Origin of the sequence: Aestuariivirga sp., assembly GCF_044239095.1 — a bacterium.
Classification (GTDB): Bacteria; Pseudomonadota; Alphaproteobacteria; order Rhizobiales; family Aestuariivirgaceae; genus Aestuariivirga.
Window position 1 is genome coordinate 1 of record NZ_JBIICB010000408.1, and the last position, 18,932, is coordinate 18,932.

The following is an 18,932-nucleotide window of genomic DNA, read 5'->3' on the forward strand; positions in this document are numbered from 1 at the left end:
CCCCAAATCAAATCAGGGCATGATCATACATATTTATCGATCAAGACACTAGAGCGCTTCCGAGCCACCGGAAACCGCTTGTTTCTCTCTCCCGTCCGAAGGATGGGAAAAGGGAAAATGCTCAGTGCGCGGCCTCCCAGTCCTGCGCGGCCCGGGCATCGACCTGGAGGGGCACGGAGAGCTTCACCGCGGGCTCCGGCGCCTGGACCATGACGCGCTTCGCCAGCTTCATGGTCTCTTCCGCCTCGGCGTCCGGGCATTCGAAGATCAGCTCGTCGTGGACCTGCAGCAGCATGCGCGCGGCGAGGCCCGCGTCCTTCAGCGCATCCGGCATGCGGATCATGGCGCGGCGGATGATGTCTGCTGCCGCACCCTGGATCGGCGCGTTGATGGCGGCGCGCTCAAGGAAGGCGCGCTCGGAGGGGTTGGGCGACTTGATCCTGGGGAAATGCATGCGGCGGCCGAAGATGGTCTCGACATAGCCCTGCTCGCGCGCCAGCTGCTTGGTTGCTTCCATGTAGTCCCGGATGCCCGGAAAGCGCTTGAAATAGGTGCGGATGTAGTCTCCCGCCTCCTCCCGCCCTATTCCTAGCTGGTTGGCGAGGCCGAAGGCCGAGATGCCGTAGATGATGCCGAAGTTGATGGCCTTGGCGCGGCGGCGCACCATCGGGTCCATGCCAGCGATGGGCACGTTGAACATTTCGGACGCCGTCATGGCGTGAATGTCCAGGCCTTCGGCGAAAGCCTTCTTCAATTGCGGAATATCCGCCACATGGGCCACCACGCGCAGCTCGATCTGGCTGTAGTCGGCGCTGATGAGCTTCGACCCTTCGGGTGCGATGAAGGCCGAGCGGATCTTGCGGCCCTCCTCGGTGCGCACCGGAATGTTCTGCAGGTTGGGCTCGGTCGAGGCGAGGCGGCCGGTGGAGGTAGCCGCCAGCGAATAGGAGGTGTGGACGCGCTTCGTCACCGGGTTGATGAAGTTGGGCAGCGCATCCGTGTAGGTGGAGCGGAGCTTGGAGAGCTGGCGCCAGTCCAGCACGCGGCGGGCGAGTGCGATGCCTTGGGCGGCCAGATCCTCCAGCGCGTCCGAGTCCGTGCTCCAGGCGCCGGTGGCGGTCTTGCGGCCGCCGGGCAGGCCCATGCGGCCGAAGAGGATGTCACCCAGCTGCTTCGGGGACCCGATGTTGAAGCGCTCGCCCGCGAGATCATAGACCTCCTTCTCGATCACCGCGCAGGAGGTGGCGAGATCGTTGGACAGGCGGCGGAGCAGTTCAGGATCGATGAGAATGCCTTCCATCTCCATCGCGGCCAGCACCTGGACGAGCGGGCGCTCCAGCGTTTCATAGACGGCGCGCTTGCCGACGCCAGCGAGGCGGGGCTTGAGGAGGAGCCAGAGGCGGAGTGTGACGTCCGCATCCTCCGCGGCGTAGCGCGTGGCGTCCGCGATGGGCACGCGGTCGAAGGTGATCATCGACTTGCCGGAGCCCGCCACATCCTTGAAGGCGATGCAGCTGTGGTTGAGGTGGCGGCGGGACAGCTCATCCATGCCGTGGCCCACGTCGCCCGATTCGAGCACGTAGGACATCAGCATCGTGTCATCGATAGAGGAGACGGGCATGCCATGGCGGGTCAGCACCTCGATGTCATACTTGAGGTTCTGGCCGATCTTGAGGATCGACGGGTCATCCAGCAGCGGCTTCAGCGTGGCGATCGCCTGAGCCAGCGGGATCTGGCCCTCCACCAGCTCGCCGCCGAACAGGCCGCCGCCCGTGGCCTTGTGGCCGAGCGGAATATAGCAGGCCTTGCCCGGGGCCAAGGCCAGCGACACGCCGGCGAGATTGGCCTGCATCGAGTCGAGCGAGTCCGTCTCCGTGTCGATGGCGATGTAGCCCTTCTCATAGGCGGCATCGACCCAGACCTTCAGTACACTGAGGGATGTGACCGTCTCGTACTCTGCATGGGTGAAGGGGATGGCGAGAAGGGCCGAGTCATCCTGGGTGGGTGCTGCGCCCGCGGGCGCAGAGGTGGGGACGGCTTCCGCTTTGGGCTTTGGGGCCGCGGTCTGCGCGAGGGGAAGCTCCACGCCCTCAGGCGGCCAGAACTTCACCTCGACGGGGATGGGATCGATGGCCGCAGCATCGCAGTCCAGCTCGCCCGCGATCTTCCGGGTGAAGCTCGTGAACTCCAGTGCCTTGGTGAAGCCGATGAGCTGGGTGGCCTTGGGCGTATCAACCGCAAAGCTGCCGGCGTCATGGGTGAGTGGCACGTGCTCGTCGAGCGTCACCAGCCGCTTGGAGATGCGGGCCTGATCGGCGAACTGGATCAAGTTCTCGCGGCGCTTCTGCTGCTTGATCTCAGGCGCTCTTTCGAGCAGCGTTTCGAGGTTGCCATATTCGGTGATGAGCTGGGCGGCTGTCTTGACGCCGATGCCGGGGACGCCTGGCACATTGTCCACTGAGTCGCCCGCCAGCGATTGGATGTCGATGACCTTGTCCGGCGTGACGCCGAATTTCTCCATGACCTCGGGCTCGCCCACCTCGCGGTCCTTCATCGTGTCATAAAGGGCCACGCCGGGGCGGATGAGCTGCATCAGGTCCTTGTCTGACGACACGATGCGGCAGGTGGCGCCGGCCTCCACTGCCAGGCGGGCGTAGGTGGCGATCAGATCATCCGCCTCGTAATTCTCCTGCTCGACGCAGGCGACGTTGAAGGCGCGGGTGGCCTGGCGGATCAAGCCGAACTGCGGGCGGAGATCGGCCGGGGGATCCGGCCGCTGAGCCTTGTATTGCGGATAGATGTCGTTGCGGAAGGACTTCGACGAATGATCGAAGATGACGGCCAAATGCGTGGGCTTCTGGCCGGAATTCGTCTCCTTCAGCAGCTTCCACAGCATGTTGCAGAAGCCCTGCACGGCGCCGACGGGCAGGCCGTCCGACTTGCGCGTCAAGGGCGGGAGCGCGTGATAGGCGCGGAAAATATACCCAGACCCATCGATGAGGTAGAGATGGTCGCCGGGCTTCAAGGGAGATGCGGATGACATGACTGCACTATGCCACCGGGAGGGGGCCGATGCCAGCGCCTCACGCCTGCATGTTGTCGATCACCGTGACGCCCACGCCGGTGTAGCCGTCCATCGCCTTCAAGGCCGCACCCGCGTCAGACAGCGCGATGCGCCGCGTGATCATGCGGGCGGGATCCAGCCTGCCCCCCGCAATCATGCCGAGAAGGCCGGAAAAGCGGCTGGCGGCAATGCCGCGCGTGCCGAGGATGGAGATCTGCCGGGCATAGACCGTCTCGAGCAGGGGAATGGGCGGGCTTGCATGCGGGCCCAGCGGCTGGCCGATCTGCACATGACGGCCGAGCTTCCTGAGGCTGCGCACCGAGTTGTGGATGGTGGCGGTGATGCCGAGGCCGTCAATCGAGACATGGGCGCCGCCGCCGGTGATGTCGCGCACCGCAAGCGCGGTGTCTGCCACGGACGCAGGATTGAGGGTAACGTTGGCGCCCAGCTGGCGCGCCATGGCGAGCGCCTCGTCATTGATGTCGATGGCCAGCACCTGGGCGCCAAGGGCAGAGCCGATCATGACGGCGGACAGGCCCACGCCGCCGCAACCATGGATAGCCAGCCACTCCCCGGGCTCCAGCCGCGCGCGGTCCACCAGGCCGCGGAAGGCGGTGGTGAGGCGGCAGCCCATGGCGGCGGCCTCCGCGAAGCCCAGTTGCTCCGGCAGTTTCACCAGGTTGAAATCGGCCCGCGGCACGGCAAGCATCTCCGCAAAGGCCCCCCAGCCGGAAAAACCCACCACATGCTGATGATTGCACACGGTGGGCTCTCCCCCGCGGCAATCCGGGCAGGTGCCGCAGGCGAGGATGAAGGGCGCCGTGACCCGGTCCCCCAGCCGGAAGCCGCGGCAGTCTGGCCCGGCGGCGATGACGGTGCCCGCAAATTCATGCCCCGGCACATGCGGCAGGGCCACATCCGGATCAACCCCGCTCCAGCCATGATGGTCCGACCGGCATACGCCGCAGGCGGCGACCTTCAGCACCACACCATCCGGCGGGCAGGCCGGATCCGCCACGGTCCTGATCTCCAGCGGACCCCGGTAAGCCTCGAACACGGCAGCCTTCATGACGGCACCTCCCAAACAGCCTGTTAGCGCCAGCCATTGCGGAACGCCATGCCAATCGGGTATAGGGATTGCATGCTCCGCTGCACCCGTAGCTCAGCTGGATAGAGTGCTGCCCTCCGAAGGCAGAGGTCACAGGTTCGAATCCTGTCGGGTGCGCCAAATTTCCCCAATAAAATCAGTTAGTTATCTCGTCTCCACACTGAGCGCCCAGCTCGCAAAGTAGTATACTCTAGACTATACTACAGCAGGCTGCTACGCTGCCCTAATTGGGGTGCCACTTTAGGCACTATTGCAGCTAATACAAATGCTTAACTTAAGCATTTTGGAGGAGTGGCATGGCAGATACCACTAACCTTTCTGATCCAAGCGATGCTGAAGGCGCCACAAAGGCCGTTGACGCACCACAGCGACACCGCACTGAACCCATACCAGGCACGCTGACTGAGATCAGCGGATATCCAAAGAAGCTGAAGATCTACAAGCTTGAGGCAAGTCCGTATTGGTGGGTGAGAACCTTCCATAACGGAAAGGTCTACCGCAGGAGTACGAAGACAGAGGTCAAGCGAGACGCCACCATCTTTGCGAGGTCCTTCTACGACCAAGTGATCAGCGGCCGCGTGATGGCTCCGCAGCGCGAGAAGGATGTGGTCACCTTCGCAAAAGTAGCTGCTGCGATGATGAAGTCGAAGAAGGCGCAAGCGGCTCGCGGCGACCTCACTGACATGACCTACAAGATTATGGACTACAGGTTGAAGAAAACCATCCTGCCTGCGCTGGGCAGCAGAGAAATTGCCAGCATCCACTTTGAGGACATGGAGGAACTGCTGAATGACCTGTCACATCAAAATCTGACAGGCTCAACCATCAATGGCTACATGAAGACCGCAAAGAGCGTCTTCACCTACGCCTACAAGTGCAGAGATATTCCCAGCGTTCCGCACTTCCCCAGCGTCGACGCAGACCATCAACCGCGTGGCTACTTCACCAAACAAGAATATCGCCGCATGTGCGACAGAGCGGAGGAGCTGATTGGCAGCCGCTTTGAATATCGCAAGCTGATGAATGATAAGGGTGAAGAGCAGTTGGGTCAGCTCTTTGCGGAAGGAGACACCAAAGACGGGCGGTTGATACGCAAGACTACGATCACGCAAGAGCTGCTGGACCTCATCATCTTTGCTACCAACAGCTATGTGCGTCCTACAGACATTAAGAACCTACAGCACAAGCATGTCACTGTCGTGCGCGAAGAGCACATCTACCTTCGCTTGAACCCGCCAGAAACGAAAGGCCACAACGAGCCATTTGTGACGATGGAAAAGGCGGTGGAGATCTATGAGCGGCTGACAGCGCACAACAAGAAGCTGGGCAGACCGACTGGGCCAGAGGCCTATGTGTTCTTCCCCAACTACGAAACACGCGACTACGCACTGAAGGAGCTTGAGCGCCAATTCGCGGTGCTGATGTGGGATTTGAACTACGGCAAAGGCCCTAATGGCGAACAACGCACCATCTACTCGCTACGCCACACCTGCTTCATGTTTAGGCTGATGTATGGCGAGAAGATTGACCATGTGACACTTGCACGAAATGGTCGCACTTCACCTGAAATGATTGACAGGCATTACGCATCGCATCTGCGTGGTGAGGACAACATTGAGATGCTACAATCGCGGCGGCCAAAGAAGAAGGCTGCTGCAAAGAAAGGGGCGAAAGGGCAGTAGCACTACCCTCTCGCTTGTCACGCATCACGCCGCCTTCTTTTTCACCGTGCGCGGCATGGCCTTTGCGTCCTCAAACGCACCATCAAGTTCACCATCCTTTGTGGCAGCAATGACCATCTCAATCACTGCAGCCAGGTTGGACCGCTCACCAACGGCAATGGCACTCTTACCGTCCGCAATAGGAACGAGCTTGTTGCCGTAGCGCAGAATGAAGAAGCAGTTACCAGCAGCATCCGTACGCCACCACCGCTTCACACGCTTTGGGCTTTCCACCAGCTGCTTGCTGCCATCCTGCTGCTTTACCCAACGCTGGCGGTGCACAACATAACTCTCGTTCTGCGCAAGTGCCAGCTGCTGCTCAAGCTGCGTGAGGAACTTGTTGCGCCGCGCAAGCGTGGGATCTGCGCTAAAGGACTTGGGAACGGACACGAACTGCAGGGACTTCAACTTGCTCATTTCAACCTCCTGTGTGTTTGAGCGTGAAACAAGCGTGTTGTCTGTTTGACGTTTGGACAACCTAAAAGACGTCATTCACCTGTCTTTTTCAGAAACTCAGTGCAGATGTGCTTTGAGTAGCGGCACGTTGGATAATGAAATGGAGCGCGAAATCATTATCCAGCGCACAAACGCTTTTTTACGGGCTCTACACGGGCTTTTGGGGCTGTCCGCTACTGCTATAGCGGGGAGTGGTAGCAAGGGCGCTGCTAGGGCTTCGCAGGGGCTTTTGTAGCGCGGAGTTGCTGCTGTGCTACCTGCGCTTTGATCTGCGCTTTCCGCACTTTCAGTGCCTGCTGCGCTTTCCTGTTGCGTTCCAACTCAGATTTCAGCCTGTCATTTCCCACGACTTCATCAATCGTCATTGGCCCAGCAACTCCTGCTCGCGTATCTTGCACTTAGCCTGAATGGTTTCGTTGATGGCGGCAATGGCCGACCTGAGTGTGGCTCGCGTCCTCACGCAACTGCTGGCGTTCAGTTCATTACTGAGTTTTGCTGCGAGGAATACGAGGCTGCCAATGTGAAGGCTATATCCCCTGTTCTTCATACACGCGAAGTAGGTCGTGTTGCGCCCCATTTGCCTGCTGAGATCAGCCAGGCTTTCAACAAGTCCAAGCGCGATCAGTTTGTCTGCGAGTTGTTCGTCCAGCGCAACTTTTCGTCCGCTGTATTGTCGTGTTTGTTTCGTTCTCATGTGTGTATTTATACAAATGCGCGAGAATCGCATTTCAGCGGTGTTTTCGAGATTATTGCTAAATACTAACATGAACATGAGGACTGACGACCCCGTGTTCCACACTGCTACATGTCTCGCACAGGACAATTTCGTGTGCTGTTGATCTGATACAGGAGGGTCAATGAATGTGAGAGCAGCACGGCGAATGACACTAAACGCACAGGCTGGACACTTGTGCGCTGCACAGCGTCTCCCTTTGCGAGTTCCGCACTTAAACAAAACGCTTTGTCATCTCGCTGCTGGCTAAACAGGCTAGCGAAGCAAACAGCGGTCAAAGCCATCATAGATGGCACTTGAGATATGACGACAGTAATCTCACATCAATGACTGTCTGCGGTAGTGGAAGTTCAAAGGTCGCAGACATAGATGAGCAGGCATTCAGCATAAAAGGCAGGCAATCGTAACAGCGCCTTACCCCAGTTAAATGGGTTGCGAACAGTTGAACGACGAAGAACTCAGCGAAAAGCAGAGGCTTTTTTCATTTGGCGATGGGGAAACCCATCGTCGGTGTGACTTAAATCTAGCGAAATGCTAGACGAGTTCAATCACTTCAACTCAATAACAAATAATCCATCCATCTATCGCCACTCAAATTGTCCATCGCGAGTGATAGAAACAAATGAACAGAAGAAAATGCGAATAAGTGAATTGTCAGAGCGCAGCGATAGACAATGAACGCAATGAGCAGTCTACGCGAAGCGTGGACTATCCGCAAATAAAAACATGTCAATCAAGTATCATTAGCAGTGAGACGTTCCAACTCCTCATTAAACTCCTTCATTGTCTGCTCTAATTCCGCTTGCTGTTCCTCATCAAGATCAAAGTCATAGATGTACAGCGTGACAGGGCACTTGAACTTGTTCGCCCAATTAATAGCGAGATATAGGCTCATGTTAGGCCTCTCCTCGAACCAAGTTGTAATATCTTCCTCATTGATATCGTATTGGTCAGCAAATGGCATATCATTGTCTACACAACTGGGTTCAATCGCAGCTGTAATGGGGCAAGAGCGATACTGCCGCTTACGACGATCTACAATATTGGCAATTGGCATTGTCCATCTCCTTCCAAGTGTCGTTTCAACACGACAGTTCCATGCTGAACATGTCACAGCGATTGAGCACGACGTAGATCCTACTGGGAAATCATCCCTCAGCATTTAACAACAACAAGTACGTCGTTCCGCTTGATGTCGTTAAGTGATCCAGCCTTCTGATTGAGCCATGATACGCGGGCTGGCAATTAAGCCATGCATTTCAAAAGAGAGGTAATTTGAGAATGTCACTGAATGAAGGTTGTTACTACGCCATTATGGCCCTTGCAGAGAGCATAAATAATAACTGCGATTTGCCTCACAGCGAGTTATATATCTCACGCATCGTAGATGCTATGTCTGCTATTGCGCAAATCGCTGTTGAGATTGAATTGAGCAACCGCAAGATATCCCTTGATGCACGGCTAATGGAAAGCAGAGTATTGTTAAAGACAATGCTAAATGACGCTGATGATTACGATGACTTAAAGCAGGGAGCCATCTGTGCAATGCTCATAGAGCTAGCCGCAAATAATGGTCGTTTTGCCGCCGCACTCCATTCCATCAATTCGTGGCTTGAGACCGATGATGGGCAACGATTGTACGCTGAGGAATGCCCAAAGTATTCAATCATACCTTCTATTCTTAAAGCAGCGAATTGGTCGGCCAGCGGAGTAGCTGCCTAACATTTCAAAACGCACAAGCAGCGATCGCTGGTCTTAATTAATCAGCGATCGCCATTGATTTAAGTCCCCCAAAATTGTCATTTCAACACGACAGCCACACACTACTTCTTCGTCAGAAGTGCTGCTTGAGCAGACGTCGAAATAGGAAATATGCCCCGGCCTGCATATTCTATGAGCGTATTTGCCTGCTTAAGATAGCGGCTTACGGTAGCTGCTTTTACCGCTTTCGGATCAGCCCCGTCTTTCTCATCCACAATGATGCCGATCTCATCGCCAATGTCGTGCAGCTTCATGTCTGGCTTTTGTTTCCGCAAACGATAGACCTGCCAGTGCTGATGAAGTGAGTGGAGGACTGGCCTTGTCGCCACTTCATACTTCGCCCGCTTGTCAGCCTCACGCACAGGTACCTGCTTTCGCAATGGCTTGAGCAACTGCTTCAATTCAGCGAGCAACTCATCCACATCGCGATCAACAGGCAATGACACAACAACGCGGTTATCGTCATTCAGATTGAAATCTGCACTGGGATAGACATGGATAGGGTCATCTTGCGGGATGCTGAATAGCAGTCTGCCACCGCGCTTCCACCATTTTATGAAGTCGTCATCGCGTACATCGCCAAAGTCTGCATAGAGGGCGGCGTATTCGCCTATCCCGCCGCTCTCACAGCACACACGATATCCCTCGTGCTCCTTCAGAAACAGCCACCAATAGTAATAGACGCTGCGTTGATGCGGTTGAGCGCCCTTAAAGGGAAGCTTGGGAAGCTCATCGTCTGTATATGAATCCAAGTCCGTAAGTGGTGGCGCATAGCGGAAATAAAGCGGGCGTCGACCAATCAGTCGTTTCTCATACATCCCAAGCGTCTCCCAAGTCTGACTTGACTCACCTTAACAACGACGCCTCACAGCGATCAATCCCATCCTGTTAATTCAACAAATCAGTGCTGCGTGAGATATTCAAATCATCAGAGCAGACGCTCTGTGCGGCGAAACGAAAGCAAGCCGCTCACATTTGAAAAGGACAAGATATTATGACCACCATTATTTCCGCCGTGCCTGCCAATGTTATCGTTGACGCTACTGCCGTTGTTGCTGACGCAAACGCTATCGTGTTTCACGACACTGCTGCTGTTGCTGCTGCGAGCACCCCCGCTATTGTTAGCGCCTATAGTGAGCTTGAAGCCATTGCTATCGCAAAGGACACTTGGGAGACCACTGTCTACCGCACCAGCAACGACCAGCTTTACGCACTTCTGCAGCGTTGCTATGGCCTCTACACGCTTATGTGCAAGAACACCGACACCGCCAAGCAGCTCGTTGAAGACGTCGACAAGTATCTCGCAAAGAAGGAGTACAAGGTCGCCCCTAGCAGCCACACGCTGGCGAAGATCGTAAAGGCGGTGTTTGGTGTGGATCGTCGCCGTGTGAGCGCATACAGCATTGCTCTGCGTGCTGCGCTTGCCGCTAAGATTGCAGTTGCGGACCTTCCGAAGTTTATTCGTGACAACAACGGCGTGGAAGAACTCCGCCTCGCCAAGTCCCCTAATGCCAAGTCGCCCAAGCAGAAGGCTGATGCCGCCAAGCTCTCCATTGGAGAAAGTGTGATTGCGAAGCTCAAGCTGGATGTGCTGGCCGGACAGTATGACGAGGCGAAGGTCGGCAGCCAGCATGTGCTGATTGTGACGCAGGGCGCAGATGGGTACTTCGACCTGAATGCGCTGGTGTCCAGTGATACCGCTTTGAATGCCGCACTTGCTGCTTTTTACACGCAGAACAAGGCGAAAGTCGCTGCGGCTGCGAAGGACCACACGGCGGAGAACGACGATGCAGCTCAGGCACAGCGCATTAAAGAAGCTGCTGTAGCTGCTCTTCATTAAAAGCATGAAGCTGGGGCGGGGAGACGTACTCGCCCTCTTCTTCCAAAAAACTTTCTACGACCTCCCATTTAACGATAGGATATTTCATATGACTTGTAATCCCGACCATTATAATCCGGCTTCCATAGCTGACATTGTGTTTCCGACCCAGTACAGCTGTGACGTGATACACGACATAGTAAACGGTGCACTGCCGTTTCCTGCTTCTGGTATAAATGGCATCTTGCTCTACGGTGTGCCTGGAACAGGCAAGAGTGCACTTGCCAAGCTACTGCCTGACGAGATGGAGTTGGCACGAAGCGGAGAGTTGCCCAACACAAAGTATGTGCAGGTCAAGCAGGGCAATAATGGTGCCTCTGTAATCAATCAGGTCGCCAACCAGAGCATTGTGGTCCCGCTGAGTGGCAGATATCACTACTTCGTCTTGGACGAGGTTGACAATCTCACTGCTCCTGCAATGCGCTCGCTTAAGTCGGCAATGAACAGTCCAAACTCTATCTTCATACTGACAACAAACTACATCAATGAGATTGAGTCCAGCGTTCAAGATCGGTGCCATCGCTTAGCCTTTAATGCTGCTCCCGCGCCTTTGTGGTTGCCATTGTTCAGGCGTGTCTTAGCGGACATGGATGCTATCACTCCCGCTGACAACGCTTTGCTTCCCATCATTGAAGACTGCAAGGGGTCGGCACGTAAAGTGGTCAGCGCAGCATTCCAGATCGCAAGTAAGCAGAAGCGAATGACGCTATTGACCTAGCAGTCCGCAAAGTTCTTTCAATTCAATATCACTAAGGAGTACATAGGTGAGCTAGCGCCTCAACGATTTCATACATACCAACTAACCCATTACACTAATATTTTTTTAATCATGGAGAATTTTACAATGCAGAATGTACAGGATATTCTTTCGCTTCTCAAGACAACGGCAAAGACGGCTGAAGAGCTTGAGCTTATAAGAAATGCTTTCACTCTTGGTCGGGAGTTAAGGAGTTCTTTTGGGGCGCAGGATCTAATTGATGATATCGTCGGTCACCAAACCGGATCAGTCCCAATGTCCCGAATTGAATGCATAGAAAGAATTGTGGAGTATTCAGAGCAGCGATTTAGCTGGTGTATTGACCAATACTTTGAATTGAATAGTGCATTCGACATCAATGAAGGAGAGCACTTCTCTGTTGATTTCGAGGATCGTCTAACCGATCATTCAGGAGTAACCCCTGCTCAACTCTATATCGGCGACGAGCGTGGCCAGCTGCTTTGGGAGTGTTGCTATTCAGGTGATCTGGGAGCCATACTTGATCGACACAAGATTTCTTTCGGCTTCATCGCTCTATCTGAGAATGAGTACTTCGGTCACGAGGTGAGAGACAGTAGTCAATTTGCTGACTTCGAATGCCATGACGTTTATGGTGTTGACATTCACATCCTCTATGAATTTCTTGCCGAGATGGAAAAGACGCAGGATTGCTTTAGGCAGTCATGAGCAGCTTTTGTCCGGATGTCAGGATTTCTCAGATAACCTGAACTCGGGTAGATACGTTCCTCAGAATGACAGCGGCGGTTGCTTAACCGTTTTCAATACCGGTGGACACTCCACCGGTATTTTTTGTTTAGAACCCGTAGACGGAACTCAATGGTTTGGAGATCATTATCGTTCAGGATGATACCCTGGGAAGGTATCATATCACGCAAATTACAAGGTGTGAAGCCGACAGCCAGAGGAGTTCGTCATGGCCATGCCCGCTGGCTTACTGGTCTCCAGCTATGCCACGAGGACGTTATAGGCAGGTCATAGTTCCGTTGAGATCGCCATGAACATGGGTACGAGCGTTGTGTTGACTCGGCGGCATTAATTCCATTATTTGGCGACGATGGTTGCAGACAGGCTAACATCGGGAACAGCAGTTGGCGAGATGGGGAATCTGGATGCTAGAGAGACGGATTGATGGCAAGCGTCGTGTTAACACGACGCCTTCTTCGCGGATTGCCATTCCCACGTTTAAAGGTATTATGTGGGCACTTCATCCAATCCGCAGTTGAGCATTTTCGCAATCAAAGGCACTCCTTCAATGAATTTGAGACTCGCTTTTTGTTGGGTTGCCTTACTTTACGTTTCGACTTTTGATTTTGCCTCCCCTGCGTGGGCGGAGAAGAGGGTCGCTTTAGTTATCGGAAACTCGGCATACGAGCATACGTCTCAGCTTAAGAACCCGACGAACGATGCGAGATCTGTCGTTGCCCTATTCAGTAAACACGGGTTTGATACAGAGCTAAAGCTGGATCTGGATCGCCGGTCCTTTATACAAGCACTCTCAGACTTCACTCATCGCGCCGAAGGAGCTGATGTCGCGATCTTCTACTATGCTGGTCATGGCGTATCACTTGATGGACGGAATTACCTCATTCCAACCGATAGCGTGATCAACCGAGCAATCGAAGTCAAGTTAGGCGCAGGCGTTGATGCCGAACTCGCAATTGATCAGGCACTTGCAAATGCGAAAGTGAAACTTATCTTTCTTGATGCCTGTCGAGACAATCCGTTTGTCGAACAAATAAAGCGATCCTTGGGTACAACAAGATCCGTATCAGTTGCGAGTGGCCTTTCGGAGATGAAGTCTGGCGCAGGCACGCTCATATCGTTCTCAACGGCTCCTGGTCAGGTTGCTCTTGATGGCGAAGGAGAAACAAGCCCTTTTGCTGCTGCTCTCGTGAAACATCTATCTGAGCCGGGATTAGAAATTCGACTAGCAATGACAAAGGTCAGAGGTGACGTAGAAAAGGAAACAGAAGGCAAGCAAGTACCGTGGGAAAGCACCAACCTCACGGGTTTTTACTATCTATCGGAGATACCTCCACAAGAACTTGGCCTATTAGAGGATGCACCCTCCGAAAATGAAAGCAAAGATACAGCAGCCCGCTTAGAGGCAGAGACAGAATTTTGGCGGAGCATCAAAGATAGTACTGATCCACTTCTCTTTAAATCGTATCTCAACATTTACCCTGGTGGGGTCTTTAGGCCGATAGCTGAAGCAAGACTTAAGGAACTTCTCGCTAGCACAACTACTGCTGATGTCAGCAGCGAGAAGGTGACGAACCGAGTGGAAAGTGCCGAGACGGCAGGTGTCTCGACCAAAAATGAAATTTCGCTCTCGGACCCACGCGATAACGTGGTTGATCCTCCCGATGTAACTGCAGAGGCAAAAGATACATTCGCTGAGGGTATAGAGCCAAAAACGAAGACAGTGACTACGAATACTCTTGCCCGGAAGGGTCGCCAACCTAACGTAGCAAATGATGCCAGTGAGATTGCTGAGGACAGAGCTAAGCTAAACAAGAACAAGCCCGCTAAACCTTTAAAAGAGGCGAGCCGAGGTGCAGATGAGGCTGGCTATTTGACCAACAAGGTCAAAAAAAATGGGGAAGGAGACAGAGGGTGGACCGTTCCCTCTGGCGCCATTATTCTTAAAAAGAGCATCAAGTCCGTAACAGTCCAATTTCGTGGTAAAAAGTACAAATGTGTTTGGCAAGGCGGTACTGGTGATGCAGCTGGCGGACGCTGTAGCTGCCGTGCAAATTAACAGTATGGTATCTCTGTGTGCTCGTTAGTGGTCTATCCTCTGTCTTGTCAACACTGCATCCGCAAAAACTCTGCCTATTCAGATTGTGACGCTGACCGTTGAGCTTATTGAGATGGGTGAGAAACACTGAGCTTACTCTCTCCAACCACAAAGTGAACAAGTTGGGGGCCACACAATTTGACCCCAACTCGCCTCTCTACTGGATTGGCTGGGACAAAAGAGTCTGATTAAAGGTTCTCAACGGCTTGTTGACGTGCGAATCTGAAAGTATGCGCGATGGTATCAGTTTCACCGTTTCTGCCGTCGACTGTCAGCTTTTATGCGAACTTGAATTGGCTCCCCTCAGTTCGCAGAAACATGTCTGGCGGGCCTGTATCGTGCTGCTGAGCAGCGAAGGCTTGGGCACCTCGGCGATCCCACCCGATACACTCACGCTGTCCATCATTCATGCCTGCAAGGGCTCGGCTCGGCGGATAATCAGCGCCGCTGTCCAACTCGCAAATCGCCAGCAGCGGCTTGCTGGTGCGTCTCAATCGCCAGTGTCAGCAACTCAGCAGCCATCTGGGCAGGGTACAGGGGGGGGCAGACCTTAGGCAGTCAGACAGGTAGCGCCTCACCATAGCTGTCGTTTCAACACGACACGCAGTCACAGCTTCAAGCCGTCGGGGAAACTCGGCGGTTTCCTCGTTGATCGCGCAGGTAGGACTGTCGTGCCAACACGACGAAAGAGGCTGACTAGACCATCTACCTTTACTGGAAGAGCGGTATAGTTGGCCGCTACCAAAAGGGGTGGTCCGCCGATAGTGCCCGCCCGCCTAACGTCTGAAAATCTGATGACTTTACAATCCAAGAGATGAGACATAGCGTAGGCTTTGGCCCCGTCTAAATGGTCAATCAATAATGCTAAGATCAGACAACCACGACACCCCACAAGTGTTGAAGGCTACCAACAGATGGCTGGCCCTTTGCTCTATTGTAGCAGTCGTATTGCTCGCCCAACCTACCGCTGCATTTGCTGAAGGTGAATGCAGAGATGCCTATGCTGATTTCGCCAAGGAACGGAATAGCAAGGCCATGGCATACAGTGACAAGACTGGCCAGTGCTATTGGTGGGGTGGCTGGGAAAGTTACAAACGAGCAGCACAAGAGGTGTTGAACCACTGCAACAAAGAGGCTGGGCACTGTCGCGTGGTTGATGTTGTTGCCGACATGAAGAAGATTAAGAAAAAAGAGGCCGAAGATATTAGGAATGCCCAAACCAAGCTAAAGGAATTAGGACTCTATTCTGGCAGGATTGATGGGAAGCGCGGCGTTGGCACTATTGCCGCGATTAAAGCGTTTCAAAATCAGATAGGGCGAATGGATACTGGCGGGCTTGATCAGTGGACGCTTTACGAGCTCTCCAGAGTGAATTCTGACGGCAAATACAACCCGGCTAATTCAGTAGGTGCTTTTTCAGACAAGATTATATGTGGTGGTGCGCTTAGCACATCGAAAAGCACTTGGGATAAAAACCCTTTGATGGCCAATAATGTTGCCGAAGCAGAACGGCGTGGTCTATCGATTGATGATTGCAGGATGGCCGTGGGGCTCGCACCCATTTATGGTGATACTTCTACGAATGTGCATACTCGCACATCAACTCAGCGGATTTCATCTCATGTCACGGATTGGGAGGACTCCTTTCTCTGTCCAGCCGCTCTTGTACCCGATCGGAATGCTTACTCAACAGGATCCGCTTTTGCTGAATATGTCGCAGAAGCCAAGCGTCGTCGTCTCTCTGTTGATGATTGCAGAGTAGCGATTGGACTTGCTCGGACCATCGAGCTGCAATCAAGCATAACCACGCGACCAGCTAAAGCTCTATGTACAAGTGCTTTGGCCGCAGAGGGGGAGTCATGGGAGACAAAGCTAAATTTTGAGACTGAGGTACGTGAAGCCAAGCGTCGCGGTCTCTCTGTCGATGACTGCAGGAGAGAAATCGGGCTAACAACGGTGACTGATCAACCTGATTTCCTTAGGACTGATGTAGAGGCATTCTTGAATAGTGATACCGGCTTCAACTCAGCAAGTCAGAATAACAATTCCAATCTTTGCGTAGCTGCACTGGTAGCCAGCAGAGACAAATTCGCAACAGGAGAGGCGTTCTCGAGAGAAGTTGCAGAAGCCAAGCGTCGTGGTCTATCTGTTGATGATTGCAGAGTTGCTATCGGACTATCCGTCGCCAGTAACTCCTACGATGATGGCGGTTCATCCGTATCACGGCTCTCAGATCAGTACATTTGCCGTGGAGCTTTCAACGCCAATGGTAATGATTGGGATCAATCTGCTCTTTTCGCCAGCCACGTCGTAGAAGCCAAACGTCGTGGTCTATCCGTTGATGATTGTAGGGTGGCGATTAGAAAGGACACAGCGTCACAAACCACGATTACTCCATACGAAGATCGCTCCGACGAATTCATCTGCCGAGCCGCACTCCTATTAGATCGTTCGGACTGGAATAGCTCCCACGGCTATGCAGCATTTGTCGAAGAGGTGAACCGCCGTGGCTTGTCCTTGGAAGAGTGCAGAGTGGCAATGGGCGAATTGGAAAGTGTTATTGGCGACAATGGAACGATGTACATCGACCGAAGTAAAAAGGTCGACTCGGAGCACATGAACGCAGAAGATAGAGAGGTTTGCATACAAGCACTGAGCATGATGCGCGATGGATGGGATCCCAATAAAACATACTTGGATGTCGCAGAAGCCAAGCGTCGTGGCCTCTCTGTTGATGACTGTAGAGCAGTTCTCGGTCTAGACAACAACAAACTCGTAGCGTCTACAAATGCTATACGACAGCGTCCAAACGAGGCTATTTGTACTTCTGCACTAATCCCAACCCGTACACGTTTTTCTTCAATTGCGGCTTATCAGCCTGAAGTAGAAGAAGCCAAGCGTCGTGGTCTGTCCGTTGATGACTGCAGAGCGGCTCTCGGCATAGAGAAGAATACAGTGATAACTTCCACAGATGCTATACGACTGCGTCCCAAAGAGGCTATTTGTACTGCTGCACTAATTCCAACCCGTAGACGCTTTTCTTCATTAACGGCTTATCAGCCTGAAGTAGAAGAAGCTAAACGTCGCGGTCTTTCTGTTGATGACTGTAGGGCAGCGATTGGATTTGGACCCCTGAACATATCACCTGTTGAGGAGTCCAACATGGTGACAGAAAAAGCAGACAATGTTATATGTAATGCTGCATTAAACTCGGCTCGCACCGACTGGGACAATAACGGTATCTTCAGTGTCGATGTGACAGAGGCAAAGCGTCGCGGTTTTTCTATTGATGATTGTAGGATAGCGATTGGATTCACAAGACTTCAAGAACCCATTGCTCATTCGAAAGAAATTTTTGTAAGTGCCAATAGGGCTTCTTGCTACAATGCGCTCAATTATAATAGAGATAATTGGAGCAGATCAGAGTCCTTCGCGCCAGATGTTTTGGGGGTTATACGACTTGGACTTTCCGTTGATGATTGCAGGGCAGAGATTGGTCTTGCTCCGCTAGCTATATTGCCTCCGCAAGACACCACCATTTCCGAAAATACAGTTCCCTCCCCTAAGCCGCTGTCGCTCATAGAATTGTGCGAGCAGTCATTAAACTCTGACAAGACAGAGTGGAGTTCTGCAAGTTCTGCCTCTGGTTCCCGCAAGCAAGCTGATGCACTCGGCATCACCGTGGATGACTGTCGCTCAAAGCTTGGACTAGTTGATGTGCCGGCGGCTGACAGTAACAACATCACACCTACGCCAGCAGCAAAACCTTACACCTTAACAGGCCGCAGGGTGGCGCTCGTAGTGGGCATCAACGACTATGAGAACCTTCCTCGGTTGCAGAAGGCCGTCAACGACGGTCGCGCAGTGAGTGAGACATTGACTAGAATAGGATACGATGTCGTGTCCGTAGAGAACCCAGACAGGCGAACGCTTAACATGAAACTGAGCGAGCTTCAGAGCAAGATACAGCCAGGTGACAATGCTCTGTTTTACTTTGCAGGGCATGGAGTGGCGCTGGGCGGCGAGAACATCCTCATAGCCAAAGACATGCCCGAGCCCGCTTCAGGTGATGAGGACTTAGTACGCAGTGAAGGCTTCTCAGTGGACGACATCGTGCGGCGCATACAGAAGCAGGGAGCGAAGACCGCCTTCCTCGTGCTGGATGCTTGCAGGGATAATCCATTCGATGCCACAGGCACTCGCAGCATAGGTGGTACACGTGGCTTGGAAAGGACAGATGCGCCCAGCGGAGTGTTCGTCTTGTTCTCGGCTGGAATTGGTCAGGCTGCGTTGGATAGGTTGAATGACGGTGATAGTGATCCCAACTCAGTCTTTACACGTGAGTTGCTTCCTGTGCTTGGCCAGAAAGGGCTCACGCTGACTGGTCTAGCTAAGGCTGTGCAGAAGGATGTGGCTGATCTTGCGGCCACGATCAATCACCAGCAGCAACCCGCATACTACGACCAGATCATCGGCGAGGTGGTCATAAATCCACAGTGATTGCTGTCTGCCGCTACAAGCTGTCGTGTTGACACGACGGTCACCCGAGAATGGCGTCAATCGTTTGAGGGGTTGATTTGGCTGGTACTTGTTCAAGATTATCCCTTAAGATAAGCATTTATAAGCTTGGGC

Annotated in this window: 14 protein-coding genes and 1 tRNA gene; 8 read left to right on the forward strand and 7 right to left on the reverse strand. The window is 53.5% G+C overall.

The genetic code is table 11. From position 1 onward, the window contains the following. Positions 1-121: 121 nt before the first annotated feature. Together polA and ACILRA_RS22030 are read right to left on the reverse strand one after the other, a co-directional pair. On the reverse strand, positions 122-3,043 hold the full coding sequence (gene polA, locus ACILRA_RS22025) for a DNA polymerase I (protein ID WP_395664180.1): 2,922 nt from the start codon (positions 3,041-3,043) through the stop codon (positions 122-124). A gap of 40 nt (positions 3,044-3,083) precedes the next feature. After that, on the reverse strand, positions 3,084-4,133 hold the full coding sequence (locus tag ACILRA_RS22030) for a zinc-dependent alcohol dehydrogenase family protein (protein WP_395664181.1): 1,050 nt from the start codon (positions 4,131-4,133) through the stop codon (positions 3,084-3,086). Between the two features lie 82 nt (positions 4,134-4,215). On the opposite strand from ACILRA_RS22030, the gene ACILRA_RS22035 reads away from it, so the two are divergent. Continuing rightward, a tRNA-Arg gene (locus ACILRA_RS22035) sits at positions 4,216-4,292 on the forward strand. A gap of 176 nt (positions 4,293-4,468) precedes the next feature. Next, a complete protein-coding gene (locus tag ACILRA_RS22040) occupies positions 4,469-5,854 on the forward strand; it encodes a hypothetical protein (protein ID WP_395664182.1) in 1,386 nt (461 codons plus the stop codon). 24 nt (positions 5,855-5,878) lie between these two features. Here the strand turns inward: ACILRA_RS22040 and ACILRA_RS22045 are convergent, their stop codons facing one another. The 4 genes from ACILRA_RS22045 to ACILRA_RS22060 form a co-directional block, all read right to left on the reverse strand. Continuing rightward, positions 5,879-6,310, reverse strand: a complete 432-nt coding sequence (locus ACILRA_RS22045; protein WP_395664183.1) for a DUF6641 family protein — start codon at positions 6,308-6,310, stop codon at positions 5,879-5,881. 248 nt (positions 6,311-6,558) lie between these two features. Then, positions 6,559-6,714 carry a hypothetical protein gene (locus tag ACILRA_RS22050; RefSeq protein ID WP_395664184.1) on the reverse strand — a complete coding sequence of 52 codons (156 nt, stop codon included), beginning with the start codon at positions 6,712-6,714 and terminating at the stop codon, positions 6,559-6,561. After that, positions 6,711-7,043, reverse strand: a complete 333-nt coding sequence (locus ACILRA_RS22055) for a hypothetical protein (protein ID WP_395664185.1) — start codon at positions 7,041-7,043, stop codon at positions 6,711-6,713. The genes ACILRA_RS22050 and ACILRA_RS22055 overlap by 4 nt, the downstream gene beginning before the upstream one ends. A 772-nt stretch (positions 7,044-7,815) precedes the next feature. Next, positions 7,816-8,139 (reverse strand): hypothetical protein, encoded by a 324-nt coding sequence (locus ACILRA_RS22060; RefSeq protein ID WP_395664186.1) that lies wholly within the window; start codon positions 8,137-8,139, stop codon positions 7,816-7,818. 224 nt (positions 8,140-8,363) lie between these two features. Between ACILRA_RS22060 and ACILRA_RS22065 the strand changes: the two genes are divergently transcribed. Continuing rightward, the gene (locus ACILRA_RS22065; RefSeq protein WP_395664187.1) at positions 8,364-8,804 is read left to right on the forward strand and encodes a hypothetical protein; all 441 of its coding nucleotides are present in this window, start codon (positions 8,364-8,366) and stop codon (positions 8,802-8,804) included. A 101-nt stretch (positions 8,805-8,905) separates the two neighbouring features. On the opposite strand, the gene ACILRA_RS22070 is transcribed toward ACILRA_RS22065, so the two are convergent. Next, positions 8,906-9,661, reverse strand: coding sequence for a hypothetical protein (locus ACILRA_RS22070; RefSeq protein ID WP_395664188.1), 756 nt, complete (start codon positions 9,659-9,661; stop codon positions 8,906-8,908). A gap of 176 nt (positions 9,662-9,837) precedes the next feature. On the opposite strand from ACILRA_RS22070, the gene ACILRA_RS22075 reads away from it, so the two are divergent. From ACILRA_RS22075 to ACILRA_RS22095, 5 genes are all read left to right on the forward strand, one after another. Further along, the gene (locus ACILRA_RS22075) at positions 9,838-10,683 is read left to right on the forward strand and encodes a hypothetical protein (protein ID WP_395664189.1); all 846 of its coding nucleotides are present in this window, start codon (positions 9,838-9,840) and stop codon (positions 10,681-10,683) included. 88 nt (positions 10,684-10,771) lie between these two features. Further along, complete coding sequence (locus ACILRA_RS22080; protein WP_395664190.1) at positions 10,772-11,440, forward strand: AAA family ATPase; 669 nt, start codon at positions 10,772-10,774, stop codon at positions 11,438-11,440. Between the two features lie 126 nt (positions 11,441-11,566). Beyond that, entirely contained in the window at positions 11,567-12,166 is a 600-nt protein-coding gene (locus tag ACILRA_RS22085) for a hypothetical protein (RefSeq protein ID WP_395664191.1), read from the forward strand. A gap of 586 nt (positions 12,167-12,752) precedes the next feature. After that, the gene (locus ACILRA_RS22090; protein WP_395664192.1) at positions 12,753-14,261 is read left to right on the forward strand and encodes a caspase domain-containing protein; all 1,509 of its coding nucleotides are present in this window, start codon (positions 12,753-12,755) and stop codon (positions 14,259-14,261) included. A gap of 900 nt (positions 14,262-15,161) precedes the next feature. Continuing rightward, entirely contained in the window at positions 15,162-18,800 is a 3,639-nt protein-coding gene (locus ACILRA_RS22095; RefSeq protein ID WP_395664193.1) for a caspase family protein, read from the forward strand. Positions 18,801-18,932 lie beyond the last annotated feature (132 nt).